The sequence below is a fragment of the Roseovarius sp. MBR-154 genome (genome assembly GCF_053628595.1).
In genome coordinates this window covers 1-15,408 of record NZ_JBRJGR010000042.1, presented here as the reverse complement: position 1 = coordinate 15,408, position 15,408 = coordinate 1, and the positions used below count along the sequence as shown (strand labels likewise).

Sequence of the window (15,408 nt, the reverse complement as noted above, 5' to 3'; positions counted from 1 at the left end):
TCTCGTAGTCCCTGACGAGCTACCGGCCGCCCTCCGCTTCATCCCATCGCGACGCCGCGCAAGTGCAAAATCAATGGGGCGTGGCCGCCGCTTACCTTGAGCATGATATTTCTCCTGTTGCGGTGTGGCGCGTTGCGCCGGTTGTGTTGCAGAAGAGGTTTCGGCTTTGTTCCTCATCCCTTCCCTAAGGAAATGGAAATCTCCCGCTGGCGATCAAAACGGGAGAAGCAAAAAAATGCGAATTTCTGGAAAAAACCCGCTTCGGGACGAGATCAGAGCGGATAGGACAGGAGCAGCATCTGGGTCATTCATGCAATCCACGGCGAACCGCGAGTTTTCGCCCCGATCATCGGGTGCGTAGTGACTGGCCCTTCGCTGCAATTCGATCCCGGCGCGGGGCGCCGCATTGCGGTTCAGCAAAGTTGCCATTTGTCATGCGAGGTTCCGCTCACAAGGTTATTGTGGCGCGAGAATGCATCCCCATCAACGGCGTCGGGATTTTCCAGGACTTCGTTTTCCGTATTGGGACCCGGCGATACACGCGTTCGAAAGAAACGAGCCATTTCCAACTCTGGACTTTCATCTATTCGTAACTTTGACCGAAGAATCCAACCCGATCAGCGGGTGCAAAGAATAGCCTAACTTACGCCAGATCCTCTCCAAGATGTGGAGAGTAGGTCAGCCTGTGCTCCCCCTGACAATCAGCTTGTGCTGTGCGACCGAGATGCGTGGCGGATCATCCCCTTCTATCCTTCTAAGCAGATAGCGTGCAGCGAGTTGGCACAGGGTTTCGACGTTCACACTATTTTGTCGATCATCGTGAATAATCTTCCCAATTATCCACGAGAAAAAGCAGCAGGCGTGCCAAGTTCGCGTGCGACAGCTTCGCGGGACCTTCCCGCCATTCACCGCGCGTGCTCAGTTCTCGCCGCGACCGCGAAGGCAATCGGCAGGGAGGGCGGAAACCGGCCATTCGCTGCGGTCGCGCACCAACTGAGTTGCTTCGTGAAAACCCGCCATTCAGACACACCTAAGGATATTCTTTGCACCGGGGCGAATGAAGTGCCCAGGCGTTCAGAAGAGGCACTGACTTTGGTGACCGCAGGTCCCACCATTCGAGTCAATACGAGCAAGTCACACAAAGGGCCCTTATTGGTGGAGAGCATCGTTGGCGGAATGCGCAGCAGGCACTGAGTGCTGCAGACCAATGCTCCTGCGCGATGTTGCAGGAGCCAATCCGCTCATTGCGTCTCATCGGCCCATCCTCAGAATCTCTGTCCCACGGAGATGTAGAGCAAACCGTCTCCTTCATCGCTGATGGAACCGTCAACGGCAAAATCGACGGGGAATTTTTCGGAGACCCTGTATCTCAGACCGAGGCCGACGGCCGATCCGGCGTTGTCAAGATCGTTGAACGCGCCGCCGACCGCGCCCACGCCGCCGAAGGCGACGACCCCAATCCGTTTGCCGAGTCTCTTGCGATACTCGATCTGTGTGGAGAGCAGCGCATTGTCGAGAAACTGGGTGATGTTGAAGCCGCGAAACGCATCGGTGCCGCCGAGCGAGCACAGATCGTAGAATGGGACGCGTCCCGGGGCCGAGCATGCGACCGACCGGATCGCAATAACGCCTGTGTCGCTTGTGGGAAGGTAGGTGTCATAGGTCAGGATGGATTTGACGTAATCTTCACCGAACCTGCCGGATGGTTCGTTATAAGTGCTTGAAAAAGCGAGGTTGAAGCCTGAGGTCGGGTAGATCTTGTCGTCGACATTTGAATAATCCGCGAGCAACCCGATACCGGTCGTCGAGAACCCGTTTGGCAAACGGATATTTGTCGGCAGGTTTGGAAAAACCGGATTGGAAGACCCGATGGTCGACTCCAGATAGCGCGCACTCACGCCCAGATGGAAATCCGGTGTGATGCCATACATCAGCTTGACCTTGATCAACTCGCCCGTCTGATTGATCGGGACGTCTCCGAAGGAGGTGATCAGGTCGTAGTCAATATCCGCGTCGATATAGGTTGCCCCAATGGACCAGCGATTGTCCAGAAAGGCCAGGTTGAACGTAAGCGCGTAACCCTCCGAGCCATTGTCCGAGCGCAGATACCCGACACCCAGCATGGATGGGTCCGACCCTTCGTCAATCGTGAACAGATACCCGGCCCCGAGGGCGAGACCGTTGCCGATCATCGGATCGCTGAACGGGACCGGGGCGACGATCAGCGAGCCGCTTCGGAGGCCGAAGTCCGATTGGGAAGAGGCATCGGTCAGCGGCGCCATCTTGTGATCGAGATTGCTCTCGGCGGCGGTCACCGTAGCCGGCTGTCCCATCATGACGCACAGGCACAGACCCCGGGCTGCGATCGATCGCAGTGGTCTTGCCACCCGTCGCTTTTGGATACGGACGTGCCCGTTCCTGTCCCGCAAGGTCTCTGATCTTGACCAGATGGTGCGTAGAATGGACATTCAACAACTCCTCAGTGCTGATCGTTTCCGAATGGATTTACAAATGGTGGCCCGGATCAAGGGAAGCCCCCTCGAAAGGTCGAGCCGCGCAAAACGCCATGCCATGGGTGATCGCCCGGTCGCGCCATCTTCAGAACAACAGGAGTTTGCGCAGGATCTGGAACAGATCCTTCAGCGGGAGTTGCGTCGCTCCGGCGGCGAACACCGGAAGCACGGCGGCGGCTGAGATGGGAAGAAGCGAGGCGCGCTGAATCAGGACGGTGGACAGGTCGCGGGCCGCCTTGAATATGATGCCAGGGTCGGCGAGGGACGCGGCCTGGCTGATCTCCTCTTCCGTGGCATCACTGATACGCGTGCCCAACACGCTGTGCTCCTCGGCCAGTTGGCGTCGCGTCGCCTGGGCCTGGGAGACATCCAGTGTCTGTTGTTTCAGCTCTCCGAGTGGCTTGGTGAAAAACAGCGCCGGTAAGGCCAGCAGACCGTTGGTGATGATGACCCAAGTGACCATGACGGCAGTAAAGATTGTCGTGGTGATGGTCTGGGCATTCAGATGTTCGGCAATTGCAGCCCCAAGATTACAGCTGAGCGCAAGCACGAACAGGGTGTAGGCATTTGGAAATCCGCCGACAAAGGCGATTCCGCCGGCCCCGTCCGGATGGGTGACGCTCAGGCGCAATTCCAGAGAGGCGATCGACTTGAGAAGCAGCGCCACGATCAGGATGCGCCAGACCCATCGCGCGACGAGGAAGAAATAGATCGGACTGCTGACCCAAAGACACCATAGCGCAGTGTAGGAAAAACGGTCCCCGCCACTGCCCGAGATGAAGGCCCATGAGTTTTCGTCAAAATCGCTGAGGCCAACCCCTGCGCCGACCGAACACCCGCAGGCCACCACGAAACACACGATTTCTGCCAGACGCGAATTGCGCCGCCGAACCGCAAGGGCCGCGGCCGATGCTGCCGCCGCTTGTGCCCCGGGCGCGAGTAACGGCGGGCTGAGCAGAGGGCGCAAGACCGTGCCGAGTTGAGCCTCTGCAACGGGTTCCATCGCAATCAGCAAACCGATCCCGAGAAGAAATCGAGACACTACGGGCAGGTGAAGCAGGAACGGCATGTCGGCAAAGCTGCCCAAAGCCGTGCCTTCGAAAACGCTGATGATCAGAGGCACGCCCCATGCAATCAGAACAACGAGAAACGCTCTGGACATTGGCCGCAACTGGTCGTCCTTCACCAGCCCGAGCCGGGCCTGCATCTCGAAATAGAGACCGCCGCGCGCAATTCTGGCCGCTTCGACGGTCGGGTCTTCCTTCATGACTTGGGCCCCTTTCGCGTTCCAACTCAGATCGTCGGATCGGCCACGACCATGTAGATCACGGTCGAGCCGCTGTAGAATGGCTGATACCAGGTCTCCGCATAGACGAAGTAATCGGTGTCCTTGGCCTTGCGCACCTCGGCCCCTTCCGGAAGGTCGGGGACGGTCGCGCCAATCGGCGGGGGAACCACTTCGAAGGTGTGCGCGCTCTCTTCATCGGCAGGCGGCTTCACGTCATAGAAGGCGCCCTCTGAGTAGCCGTATTCCGCGCCGTTCACGGTGACATTGGTGACCTGGGTCGGGGCGTTCTCGACGGTTGCACCGACCGGCGGGGCGACCACCTTATACTGGCTGCCCGACTGGGCGTAATAGGTTCCGTCGGCGTAATAGTAGGTGGTTCCGCGGACGGGGACCGTCTCGTATCTGGGCGGCAGGGATGCGATCATCGCACCGATGGCAAGCCCTGCGAAGAGCGCCCAGGCCGCGTCATTGTCATCGTCATGCCAGTAATTGTAGTGACCGTGATTATAGTAATTCCCCCAGTACCGGTTGTTGGAGATATCGTCCGAGACTTGACGGTAGGTTTCCTGCCGGTCGGCGTTCCGGTCAGTTCGCCCATCCTGCCGCATTTCGGTGCGGTCGGAACTCCCGTCCTGTCGGATTTCGGTCCGGTCGGTGCGCCCGTCCTGCCGATCGAATGTCTGTCCTGCCCGATCACCGCTCCGCGTTGCCTGGGTTGCAGCGCGATTCTCCTGCCGTGCGCCTGCATTGGCAGCCGGTTGCCGTGCGACCCGCTGACCAACGTTCTGACCATTCAGGCCACCACCGAAATCGCCGCGGCTTCTCTGGACGGAGGGCGCGCGCGGTGCAGCGCGCCGTTGCGTGCCCCCCGCACCGCTGTTGCTGAAGCGCTGCGCCGAACGAGCCTCACCGCCACCGGCCCGGCGCTGCGCCTCGGCAAAATCAGCACTGATCATCGAAAGCACGGCCGCGAGAGAGATTGCGATAACGCTCGACCCGAACGGTGTCTTCTTTTTTGGGATATCTTGCATGGTTCACTCTCCTTTTACAGGCAGGAACGCAGCAAGTGCCGCGCCGTCGGGTATCTCGGGTGCGAATGTCTCGTCGGGCAGATCGGGATCGAGATCCCACTCGGTGAAAAAGAAGATCGTCTGAGGCGCGCCGGGCAGGTCGAGCGCGGTGACCACCAGCTTGACCGGCAACGGGCGCTCGCCCGCGTCGATCCAGAGCTGCCAGGCCACGGTGCCATCAGTCAGGTAGATGTGATGCGTCGGCACGCCGCCGACATCATGCAGACCGACATACCGCTTTACCGTCGCGCGCTCGGTAATGAGCTCATAGGCGTCGTTCGACAGCAGGCCGCCAAGCGGCATCCGCACGCCGTAAGTCTCGGCAACGGTGGCGAGCGTCGTGTCGATCGTGTCGCTCGCGGGCAGCAATCCGTAGACCCCGGCCATGAGATCGACCAGAACGAAGCGGGAGCCGTCATACCACGCTTCCATGGCGCTCAGATCGTCCCCATAGGAGACGTGAAACCGATTCGGCCGTCTCAGCGCCACGTCGACTGCGCCCGCATATTGCAGCTTTTCGCCGGTCACCAGAACGTCGTCGAACAGTTTCTCGACATGAAGCGTGAGGGCAGCCGAGCTCTTCAACGTATCGGTCATGCCCCGCAGAAGGTCGTCGATCGATGGCGTGGCCTGTGACTGCGCACTCGCAGTCGCCGGAAGGGTCATGAGAGTAACAAGACCGAAGATCGTGCCGCGCAGGTTATGGAATGGCATAGTGTTTTCCTTCTCGCATCGGTTGCTGTCGCTTCGCGCCGGTCGGTCTCGGGTCAATTCGGAAAGATTCGGGTGATCTTGCTGCCCTGAAGCCCGCCCCCGGCCATCAGGCCCTGCTGGGAGAAAAACACCGCAATCGTACCCTGATTCAGGTTCGCCGTGGTGAGAGAGCGCATCATCCCCTGATCGGCTATGACCAGCGAGGGCGCGAGGCCGATCTCCACGCCGTCACTGTCAAGCAGCAGATAGTCCAGATCGCTTTGATCCATGAAGAACAGCGCATAACCAAAGGTCTGGGCCCCGGCCTGAAGCCCGTAGGACACCGCGCGGCTCCGGTAATACCCGTCCGTCTTGCCATTGATGCGAAGCGCACCGCGCCCGCCATGCACCCCTGCCAGCAACCCGATCTTGAGAATGCTGGGGAAGACAAGAACGCCGGCCGACGATTGCGCCAGAACCCGCGTGCCGGGGACTTCGGTATAGAGCCGCTCCAGCGCGGCATCGACATTCGCATCTATCTCGGCGGCTTCCCCTGCTCGGACGGGAGAAGTGAGGGTCGGGATCATAATGATGGCCGCGAGTAACGAAAGGAGGGTGCGAACCATAGTCCTTGGCAGGTATCGAGTGGTGTTCATGTTCCGGATCCTTGGCTGAGAGATCGTGCCCGCCATACGGGCACGATTACCGTTTTGAAGATCAAGTTGACCGATCAAGACCCCTGCAGTTTCTTCGTGCATTCGCGTGCCTCATAGATCGCGTTGCGCACGTGATCGAGATTCACCGTCACCGTGAAGGGCTTGTCGGGGAAGACGATCATTTCCTTTTGCTTCTCGAGATCAAGGCGCAACTGCTTCTTGTTTTCGTCGCTCGCGATCACGTAGCCGCCCTGATAACCGTCCGACGCGCCATGCACGACGGTCTTCGACTCGCCGACATAGAGGTTTCCGTTGACCAGGATCGCGACAGCATTCGTGCCTTCTTCCAGTTCGATGCCTTTCTGGAAGATGCCGATATAGCCGTAGTCGCTGTCCTTTGTCAGACCGATCTGGACCAGATGGCCCGCGTCGTCCGAGCGCGAAATGAAGCACGAGCCCCGGGTGCGGTTCTCATGGACGACCCAATCACCAACGTTGCGATACTGGGCGATCTCGTCGCTGTTCAGGGGCAGCACGTCCTGATCCGCTGCAAGCGCGGGCGTGGCCGCACCAAGCAGCAGGACGGCGATGGTTTTCTTTAAGATATTCATGTCTCGTCTCCAAAAATTGGCCTCGATATAGCCGAAGCGGGTCAAGTATCAGGGTCGTGAATGCATCGGACCGGACGATCACCGATGCCGGGCGGTAATGACGTGGGTTCGGGTGAGATCATCAGGTTCATCCTTTCGGGTACAGGAACGTGATGAAGGCACGCAGGCCGAAACCCTCTGGGCCGGTGGGGCTGCTATTGGCCCAATAGCGTGCGCCCACGCCGATGCTGACCGGTTGATTGCCAAACTTTGTCAGCTTGGAAACCTGTGCGTTGATCGGAACCGACCACTCATCGGCCTTCCAGTCATAAGAGGACTCGGTGTTGAGTGTGTAGGTCCAGGCCTTTGGCGTCGTGTAGGAGACGAAGGGCTGGAGGAACGTATTGTTGATATCCGTGCGTTTGCCGTCACCCGCAAATGACCAGACATGGTTAACAAGGCCACCAACTGTCCAGGGACCCGATTGCGTCAGCGCGATCGCCGTGGGGCCGAGCGCCCATTTCTCTCCGCCAAGCAAATCGTCCGTGGCCGTGGGCAGAACCGCGACTGGACCCACGCCCCAAATCCATCGTCCGAAGGCAGGTTTGACTGGCGAGAAGAACGCGCTGATCGTGGTGTCGCCCAGGCCGAACTGATCCCCGGCTCCCGGAAAGATATCCTCCTGCGACGTCATCGGCAGGATAACGCGGGTGATGAGGTTCCAGTCCGAATTCAGCGATGTCGGGATGACCGGCTGGATATTCAGGACCAGCCGCTCGCCATCATCCGCCGGTCCGATGTTCGAGTCGTAGTTCAACTGAAAGGGTACGCTGATCAGCGAGGAAATCGGGTTGGCCAGTTTCTTGGCCAGGTCCGCCGCCTCCTGCGCCTGCGCGACAGGCGCACAGACGAGGAGTGTGCTGGCCAGCATCCAGGCCCCGGCGCGCCTTCCGGCGGATCGTCTGGGCACCTGGCCACAGGTCGCGTCGGAAATGATCGTCATATGTCTCATCCTCATCAAAATTTCACGGTAATGCCGACCACGGGTCCATAAATCTCGAGGTCGAGGTCGGCATTGCCGCCGTCATAATCGAGGGTCATGTAGCGAAACCCGGCATTGGCGCTGAACCGCTCGCTGAATGCGTATTCCACGCCACCGAAGATATCGAAGGACAGGTCCGACCCGACACCGAAACCGCCGATGCTGGCAAAACCGCCCAGCGACACCTTGTCGTTGAGCGTGACACGCCCGCGCAGACCTATGATCGGATCAACCCAGATTTCATCTACCCTGGCGTCAAACCCGGCCCCGACCGGACCACCGCCTGCAAGGCTGACATCGGTCTCGACATTGACAAGCCGGAGGCCGCCATAGCCCTGCACCAGCGTGTCGTTCTCTTCGTGAAGCACGTAGCCAAGCGCCGCCGTCGCAAGCAACATTTCGACATCGACCTTGGCCGAACCGGCGAATGGCCCGCCGAGCGTACCCTTCTCGCCAAGGTCGGCATAGATCGCGTCGTAAAGCAGGCTGAGCTTTCCGAACCGGCTTTCACCGGCGAGCATGAAGCCGAAATCGAGCGAGTCTATGATGTCGCCGGGTGTCGCCGTTGACTCCGCAGAATTGCCGCCGCTGCCCGTCACCTCCGTGTCGACCCAAGGTATGAGACCGTAAAGCGTTACGCTGTTCTGGTAATCCTGCGCCGTGGCCTGTCCCGCCGCCATGACCATCGTTGCCGCCGTTGCAACGCTGGCCAAGCGTGCCATATGGTTTTGCGTCTTGTTTTTCATTCCGAATACGTCCTTGCAGTGCCGAGGTTTCGGCGCGGGGAGGGTGTGGCTCTGTTTGCTTGTCCCTCCGCGGAACAAACGCCAGACGAAGGATTACTCAACCAGTTCAATCTCTCCAGGACGCCAGCTCTGGTTGATCCAAGGCTCCAGCGGGCCATACATCCGCAGGATCGTAAACCAGCTCTTGCCCGGAACGGTCTGCAGCCAGTTGCCCTCTTTGCCCGCCGGGGCGTCGGGCGCGAAATAGACGTCATAGGATCCGTCTGCGTTCTTCTGGATCCCGTCACTCTGGCTGCCCGCGGTAGGGAATTTCTGCCCGGTTTGCAGAAGCGAACGCGTCTGCGTGTCGTAAAGCGTCACCGCCCAGAAATTGTTGATTGGCACGTCGGGGGGAAGGCGCAGCGTGTAGGTCTTGGACCCATCCAGCGGGTTCTTGTCGGCATCGAGATAGGCGAGGGCGTAGTCAGAGCCTTGTCCTACGGTCGTGGCCGCCATCGCCTGGGTCACGCCGGTCGCGTTGTAATAGAACAGCACCCGCGCATCGAGACCCATCGCGCCATTTTCCACGAAGGTCGTGTTCTTGTTCGCATAGGCGGTTGTCCAGGCGCTGTCGGTGTCGGGATAGATGAACACCCCGTCGATGCGCGGCTGATAGGTGATGGCCCGCGCCGTCGCTCCACCGATTGTCGCGGCCTCGCTCAGCAGCTTCTGCATGCGCGCATCGGGGGTGAAGGGCTGACCCTTCACGATGCCGATGGACGCCAGAAGCCCTCGTGCCTCGGGGTCGATCGCGTCGATCGGCTCTTCCTGGACCACCTTGTCGAGGCCTTTGAAAAAGCTGAAATCATTCGGCGCAATCGTGTTGTAGCTCTTACCTGAGAAATTGACGAACTCGGTTACGGGCGGGTTCTCTGCCAGGGCCAGCGGATAGACCTTGAGGTTTGCCTTGATGTTCTCCACCGCAGGCGTCAGCCCCTTCGCGATAGAACCGCGCAGGAAAAGAAGGTTGCTGTAGGTGCCCGACTTGATCACGAAATACCCGTCCGGCACGGTGCCCTGATAGCCGGGCGGCAGCATCAGGTATTTACCACCCTTGCCCTTGTCGGGACCTATCGCGCCCAGATTCTCAACATATCGGAACCAGGCATCATCGACAAAACCCAGCATCCCCGCCGGCAGTTCGATCACCAGCGGGCCATCCTTCTTCAGATCGAGGTAGCCAAGCGCATAGAGCGTCGATGTGTTTCCTGTCAGATAGAGGGACTCGGGTTGCAGTAATTGCTCGGTGATCGTGATCTTGTTGGAGGCATCGGCGCCGATACTGGCATTGCCCATCCGCATGGCATGAAGCGAGGCCGCGCCTTGATTGTCCATGAAGACCGAGAGTCCTCGCATCAAGTCGAGATTGTCGTAAACCTTGGCGACAGTATCACCCACGGGCACGCCATCGAAAAATTCCAGCGTGCCAATAGGCGTCTCGACCTTGTCTGGGATAGAGATTGACTCCAGCTCAGTCTTGCTAACTTCGGCAGATGCTGGAAATCCGGCGAGACACGCCAGAACCGTTGCGGAAAGAAGTAGCTGTCTGTTCATGTTGTTGCCTCCCGGGTGCGGTCGTGAAGATCAGGGACACCGCGTGGGTGCCCCTTGGGTCGTCTGGCGCTCATTCCACCTTCACGACCTGCGGCATGTCGTAGGTGCCGTTGACGAGCGGAGCGTAAGGGCCGTAGTTGCGCGAGGTGAACCGGAACCCTTTGGCCGGCGCCGGAAGCCAATTCTTGGCTTGATCCGGATCGGACGGCTTTTCGTTCTGGATGTAGATCACCAGTTTGCCGTCCTTGGCCGCCAATTCACCAGATTCGAGCATGAAGCTGTTGACGGTGTAACGGTTGATCTCATTGGCAACGAAATAGCCTTCGGTGCTGTAGATCGGGATGGACCAGAATTGGGTGACCGGCGGGAGGTCATTCATGTCGAAAGTCAGGGTGTATTTGTTCGTGCCGTCAAATGGCTTGCCGTCGGAATCTGTGAACAGGAACGCTCCACCATGCGAGATGTTCTTGTCCGGCGCGGCCCAGGCTGCATCAGCGATGATCGCGCGATCCATCCAACGGGTTTCGAACCCGCCGTCGTTGCGCACGACGCCCCAGCCATTCATGTTGATCATATTGGACTTCAACGTCTTGCGCACGTTTTCGAACCCGGCTTTGAACCCGGTCTCGAGCGCCTTTTGCTGGTCGGCTGTCAGCTTGGCCCAGTCAAAGGTCAGACCCTTGCCGATGTTGAAGGTTTCAAGCTGCTTGAGCATGTCGGCTTCCTTGATGGAATCCGTGAGCGTCGGCATGGTCGGATCATTCAGGATCACACTGAGCAGGCTGAAGTATTGCTCGGCAGTCTGTTTGTCGACCTGACCGAACTGATATTCGGGCAGACCATCGGGGATGAGGAAATCGCCCTTCACGATCTCTCTGTCGGCCTGGGCGATGCCCTTGTTACCATTGGACAGCCAGTCGGCCAAAGGCGTGATGGTCACCTGATCCTGATAGCCGTTGATCGTCTTGATCTCGGCATCGGTCCCGGTTTCAACGGCCATCCGCACGACGCCATACGCGGTGAGGGCTGGCCATTGCACGATGTCAGTTGTCGGGAATTCGGCCGGAACATTGCCGGTGAAACCCGGCGGCACGAGAACGTACTTTCGCGCTTTTTTGCCATTGAACGGCGACCCGACGATCATCCGAAAAATGCCGTACTGATCCATGATCTGGACACTGAAGTAACGGTCGGTGATTTCTGGCACTTCGATGACGACCGGACCGGCGCGCAGATCAAGAAAGCCCGCGCCATATAGCGTAGTCGCGTTCGGCGTGACCACCGGGTAATCCGGGGTGATCTGCTTGCGCACCCATGAAAACTGGTTCAGCCCTGCATAGACTATGTTTTCCTTGGCGTCATTCTGAGTGTAAACCCATCTCTGGCCATAATAAATCGCCTGTTGCAGGCCGTAGACATAGGCCTGCGCTGCGATATCCTCCGGTTTCTGCTCGGTCTGGGCCTGTGCGCCGGCGGTCATGCCGACAAGGGCGATGGCGGCCAAGGCTTTGGTCGCGTGCTGCTTTATGGAGCGCAGCGCCCCGCGCGAACGTGCCATCACCGCGCCGATCCATGTCGAGGCATATAGCGTGCCGGGAAACCCGTTTATCTGTGTCATCATCTCTCTTCCTCTATGTCAGTGCCGGAACGCGCTTGTGCGACGGGCCATTCGGGTCATCTCGGCGGGACGTGTACCCCGCCGACGACGTCATTTGACCAATTCGATCTCTCCTGGCCGCCAGCTCTGGTCGATCCAGGGCTCCGTCGGGCCATACATCCGAAGGATCGTGAACCAGCTCTTGCCCGGAACGGTCTGCAGCCAGTTGCCCTCTTTGCCCGTTGGAGCCTCGGGCGCGAAATACACGTCATAAGAGCCGTCGGCGTTCTGTGTCATGCCCTTGGTCTGGCTGCCTATGGTGGGGAATGGCTGCCCGGTCTGAAGCTGCGAACGGGTCTGGGTGTCATAAACGGTGACGGCCCAGAAATCCTTGACCGGCACATCCTTGGGCAGATGCAGGCGATAGGTCTTGGCCCCGTCGAATGCCTGCCCCTCGGCGTCGAGAACGGCAAGCGCATAGTCGGACCCCTTGCCGGGGCTGCTGGTGGCCATGGCGGGCGTGACTCCGCCTGCGTTGAAGTAATAGAGCGCCCGTGCGTCGCGGTTCACCGCCCCATCCGCCTCGAAACTGGTGTTCTTGTTGGCGAAGGCCGTCGACCAGACGCTTTTCGGGTTGTCGGGATAGATCCGCACACCGTCGATCCGGGGGTGATATGTGATGGCGCGTGCCGTGGCATTGGCGAGCGTGGCGGCCTCCGTCAGCAACTTCTTCATACGGTCGTCCGGGGCAAACGGCTTGCCCTTTACGATCCCGATGGCCGCGATCGCACCGCGTGCTTCGGGGCCGATCGCCGCAATCGGCTCTTCCTGAACGATCCGGTCAAGGATTTCGAAATAGCTGTAGTCGCTGGGGAAAACCGTGTTGAAGGCTTTGTTCGACACGTTTTCAAAGGCGGTCTCGGCCGGGTTTTCCGCGTCTTTTAGCGGATAGACTTTGAGGTTCGCGGTGATGTTCTTGACTGCGGGCTCAAGCCCTTTGGCAATTGAACCCCGCAGGAACAGAAAGTTTCGGTTGGTCGAGGGGGTCAGCAGGAAATAGCCGTCGGGAATGTCGCCGGTATATCCCGGCGGCACGACGAGATATTTGCCGCCTTTGCCCGCATCCGGCCCGGTAACACCCATGTTGCCAACAAACCGCTGCCAGCCATCATTGAGAAAGCCGAGCATGCCGGGCGGCACCTCGATTACCGTGGGGCCATCCTCGGCAAGATCGGTATAGGTATAAGCGTAGAGCGTCGAAGTGTTGGCCGTAACCACAAGAGTCTGCGAATCCATCAAATCCGCAAACAGGGCAATCCGGTTCGCGCCCTTAGCTCCGGCATCGGCCAGCCCTGTGCGCACGGCATACATCGAGACGGCACCGATGTTGTCGAGAAACACCTGCATGCCGCGCATGCGGTCGAGGTTGTCATAAATGGTGGCGACCGTGGCATCGGTCGGCACGCCGTCGAAGAATTCGAGCGTGCCAATCGCGGTCTCGACCCTGTCGGGGATCGAGATCGCGTCAAGCTCTGCGGACGATACCTCCGCGAATGCAGGGCCCATGGCGATGGCGAACGCGATTGCACTCATGGCGGGCAGGCGTATCATCGTTGCGTCTCCTCCGACTCTGATCACTTTTTCTTGAAGCTACCGGGGGACGCGTGTCGCTTCTGCCCATTTCGCGCCAATCTGATTGTCATGGTATGGCTCTGTGGAATGGGCCCTGAACGCACTCGGCGAGCAACCCGCCCATCTGGCAAATGCACGGCTGAAGCCATTCGGCGAGCTGTAGCCAAGTCTGGTCGCGATCTCCTGTATTTTCAGGTTCGTATCGCACAGCAAGGCGGCCGCAATCTCGAACCGGCTCTGCTCGACCAGCGCCCAGAAACTGATACCGCGTCTGTTTAATCTGCGCTGAAGTGTGCGGGAACTGATCCCAAGATGATCTGCCGCCATTTCGAGTGATACGGTTCCAGCCAGAGCCAATCCGGCGACGACCGATTTGACCCTGGAATGCTCCTTTTCGGAATCCTTCGTTGGGAGGGTCATATGTGCTACCGTCAAATCAAGGTTGTTCTGCGTACACGTTGACTGATTCGAATTTTGAACTCAGACCATTGCGCGCCAAATTCCGCGCGAACCAGCGAAGGGATTGCACTTGGATGGCAGGCTTGCGCTCGTAAGGGCGACCCATCTGATCGACTACATTTCGGTGCTGCGCAAAATCGGCGCTCCGGTGGACCGCGATCTTGCATGCTCTGTTCTGCCGCCACGCATAGAAGAGACGCCCCATCTTTATGTCAATATTCCAGTGGCCCTCGAATGGGGCGCGCGCGCAGGCCGTGACCTGCACCTAATGGAGTTGGGTCTGCTCGCGGCACAGAACGCCTCTCTTGCCTCTTTGCTGCCGGCACAGCAGGCGACCATCCTGACCGCGCAAACCGGCCTGATGCGGCTTGAGGCCTTGGCGGCCATCGCACAGACGGAAGATAGTGCGCTTGACATGCATTTGCTGCAAGAGGGCGATAACCTGCGCGTCATCTGCTCCATGACAGGGCTGAACAACCATATTTTCATATGCCTTGCCGAGTGGCTGAACGTGCAGGCCGTCATTTCGGTCATACGCAGCGTCATGGGGGCATCCTGGTGTCCGAGTGAAATCTGTTTTGTTTCTAAGACTTGCGTTCCCCAAGCCGTCCTTGCGGCGTTCCCGAACACCCGCATCCTGATGGGCCAACCTCTGACATCCGTTATCGTCTCGCGTGAAGATCTTAGCCAACCAACCTGTGATTTGATTGAAGCGACCGACAACACAGTGGCGTCACTTTCGTCAAGGGATGTCAAGGATGGCCAATCTGCTTGGGAATTTGTCAGCCTGCTGCGCATGATGGTCCAACCCTACATGAACGATGGACGTATCGACGTCGCTTTTGCCGCCGATATCGCAGGGATCAGCACGCGAACATTGCAGCGCAGGCTCAAGCTGAGCGGCAGTTCCTATTCGCAGATCGTTCAGGAGGCGCGCTTCGATCTTGCGCGGTCGCATCTCAACGAGCCCGGCATGAAAGTCATCGATGTCGCAATGATTGCGGGCTACGACAGCCCGCAACATTTCACCCGCGCGTTCCGCCGGTTTACCGGGGTCACACCAACGCAGTACCGCAACGAGAGCGCCAGAAGGGGTCTTCTCACGAATCGAGCAAGCACCTGACTCTGCATGAATATTGGGGATTGGCAGCCATCTTCCGTCTCAGCGCGCCTTCCTTTTCAAGGCACTTGATCTTACACAGAAAAGCATAGCCTTTGCACTCGAACGCAGCGCGTTGACATGCACAGTGTGGCCGCTTCAGTTCTCCATTTCTGAAAAAGCTCTTGGAAAGAAAGATTTGTCCGCAATCTCGGTTTCGAACGAACTGATCTCATCCATTCATATAGAATGCTGCGCAATGCATGAATGACCGGTTTGCTGAAGCTGCGTTGCAGCGTCGCAACTGGCTGCGGAGGTCGGCTCCGGGCCGTTCGTGGATAGTGTCCCAGGGCGTGGTGTAAGAGCGCCGACCTTCGGAAAGGTCCAGATCTGATCAGGTCGCCACGGCGGGCAACCTGATGTTTGGATT

13 protein-coding genes are annotated in these 15,408 nt (G+C 58.9%); 1 reads left to right on the top strand and 12 read right to left on the bottom strand.

Features of this window, described 5'->3' with window-relative positions:
• Nucleotides 1-1,265 precede the first annotated feature (1,265 nt).
• From ACSSV4_RS22550 to ACSSV4_RS22495, 12 genes are all read right to left on the bottom strand, one after another.
• On the bottom strand, nucleotides 1,266-2,315 hold the full coding sequence (locus tag ACSSV4_RS22550; protein ID WP_454277259.1) for a BamA/TamA family outer membrane protein: 1,050 nt from the start codon (nucleotides 2,313-2,315) through the stop codon (nucleotides 1,266-1,268).
• A gap of 283 nt (nucleotides 2,316-2,598) precedes the next feature.
• Entirely contained in the window at nucleotides 2,599-3,780 is a 1,182-nt protein-coding gene (locus tag ACSSV4_RS22545) for a hypothetical protein (RefSeq protein WP_454277258.1), read from the bottom strand.
• Nucleotides 3,781-3,806: 26 nt separating this feature from the next.
• The gene (locus ACSSV4_RS22540; RefSeq protein ID WP_454277257.1) at nucleotides 3,807-4,832 is read right to left on the bottom strand and encodes a DUF6515 family protein; all 1,026 of its coding nucleotides are present in this window, start codon (nucleotides 4,830-4,832) and stop codon (nucleotides 3,807-3,809) included.
• Between the two features lie 3 nt (nucleotides 4,833-4,835).
• Nucleotides 4,836-5,585: a DUF2092 domain-containing protein gene (locus tag ACSSV4_RS22535; RefSeq protein ID WP_454277256.1), complete on the bottom strand. Its 750-nt coding sequence runs from the start codon at nucleotides 5,583-5,585 to the stop codon at nucleotides 4,836-4,838.
• 53 nt (nucleotides 5,586-5,638) lie between these two features.
• Nucleotides 5,639-6,151: a lipid-binding SYLF domain-containing protein gene (locus ACSSV4_RS22530; RefSeq protein WP_454277255.1), complete on the bottom strand. Its 513-nt coding sequence runs from the start codon at nucleotides 6,149-6,151 to the stop codon at nucleotides 5,639-5,641.
• A 143-nt stretch (nucleotides 6,152-6,294) separates the two neighbouring features.
• Nucleotides 6,295-6,876, bottom strand: a complete 582-nt coding sequence (locus ACSSV4_RS22525; protein WP_454277254.1) for a hypothetical protein — start codon at nucleotides 6,874-6,876, stop codon at nucleotides 6,295-6,297.
• An 82-nt stretch (nucleotides 6,877-6,958) separates the two neighbouring features.
• Nucleotides 6,959-7,741, bottom strand: coding sequence for a transporter (locus ACSSV4_RS22520; RefSeq protein WP_454277253.1), 783 nt, complete (start codon nucleotides 7,739-7,741; stop codon nucleotides 6,959-6,961).
• Between the two features lie 86 nt (nucleotides 7,742-7,827).
• Complete coding sequence (locus ACSSV4_RS22515) at nucleotides 7,828-8,598, bottom strand: hypothetical protein (protein ID WP_454277252.1); 771 nt, start codon at nucleotides 8,596-8,598, stop codon at nucleotides 7,828-7,830.
• A gap of 93 nt (nucleotides 8,599-8,691) precedes the next feature.
• Nucleotides 8,692-10,191, bottom strand: a complete 1,500-nt coding sequence (locus ACSSV4_RS22510) for a DUF1254 domain-containing protein (protein ID WP_454277251.1) — start codon at nucleotides 10,189-10,191, stop codon at nucleotides 8,692-8,694.
• 70 nt (nucleotides 10,192-10,261) lie between these two features.
• Nucleotides 10,262-11,809: a DUF1254 domain-containing protein gene (locus tag ACSSV4_RS22505; RefSeq protein WP_454277250.1), complete on the bottom strand. Its 1,548-nt coding sequence runs from the start codon at nucleotides 11,807-11,809 to the stop codon at nucleotides 10,262-10,264.
• A 90-nt stretch (nucleotides 11,810-11,899) separates the two neighbouring features.
• On the bottom strand, nucleotides 11,900-13,399 hold the full coding sequence (locus ACSSV4_RS22500; RefSeq protein WP_454277249.1) for a DUF1254 domain-containing protein: 1,500 nt from the start codon (nucleotides 13,397-13,399) through the stop codon (nucleotides 11,900-11,902).
• A gap of 39 nt (nucleotides 13,400-13,438) precedes the next feature.
• Nucleotides 13,439-13,840 (bottom strand): helix-turn-helix transcriptional regulator, encoded by a 402-nt coding sequence (locus tag ACSSV4_RS22495; RefSeq protein ID WP_454277248.1) that lies wholly within the window; start codon nucleotides 13,838-13,840, stop codon nucleotides 13,439-13,441.
• A 109-nt stretch (nucleotides 13,841-13,949) separates the two neighbouring features.
• On the opposite strand from ACSSV4_RS22495, the gene ACSSV4_RS22490 reads away from it, so the two are divergent.
• Complete coding sequence (locus ACSSV4_RS22490; protein ID WP_454277247.1) at nucleotides 13,950-15,002, top strand: helix-turn-helix domain-containing protein; 1,053 nt, start codon at nucleotides 13,950-13,952, stop codon at nucleotides 15,000-15,002.
• Nucleotides 15,003-15,408 lie beyond the last annotated feature (406 nt).

Excerpts from the sequence above, each read along its gene's own strand:
- ACSSV4_RS22545 (WP_454277258.1), bottom strand. The coding sequence starts at position 3,780 with ATGAAGGAAGACCCGACCGTCGAAGCGGCCAGAATTGCGCGCGGCGGT.
- ACSSV4_RS22540 (WP_454277257.1), bottom strand. The coding sequence starts at position 4,832 with ATGCAAGATATCCCAAAAAAGAAGACACCGTTCGGGTCGAGCGTTATC.
- ACSSV4_RS22535 (WP_454277256.1), bottom strand. The coding sequence starts at position 5,585 with ATGCCATTCCATAACCTGCGCGGCACGATCTTCGGTCTTGTTACTCTC.
- ACSSV4_RS22530 (WP_454277255.1), bottom strand. The coding sequence starts at position 6,151 with ATGATCCCGACCCTCACTTCTCCCGTCCGAGCAGGGGAAGCCGCCGAG.
- ACSSV4_RS22520 (WP_454277253.1), bottom strand. The coding sequence starts at position 7,741 with ATGCTGGCCAGCACACTCCTCGTCTGTGCGCCTGTCGCGCAGGCGCAG.
- ACSSV4_RS22515 (WP_454277252.1), bottom strand. The coding sequence starts at position 8,598 with ATGAAAAACAAGACGCAAAACCATATGGCACGCTTGGCCAGCGTTGCA.
- ACSSV4_RS22510 (WP_454277251.1), bottom strand. The coding sequence starts at position 10,191 with ATGAACAGACAGCTACTTCTTTCCGCAACGGTTCTGGCGTGTCTCGCC.
- ACSSV4_RS22505 (WP_454277250.1), bottom strand. The coding sequence starts at position 11,809 with ATGACACAGATAAACGGGTTTCCCGGCACGCTATATGCCTCGACATGG.
- ACSSV4_RS22500 (WP_454277249.1), bottom strand. The coding sequence starts at position 13,399 with ATGATACGCCTGCCCGCCATGAGTGCAATCGCGTTCGCCATCGCCATG.
- ACSSV4_RS22495 (WP_454277248.1), bottom strand. The coding sequence starts at position 13,840 with ATGACCCTCCCAACGAAGGATTCCGAAAAGGAGCATTCCAGGGTCAAA.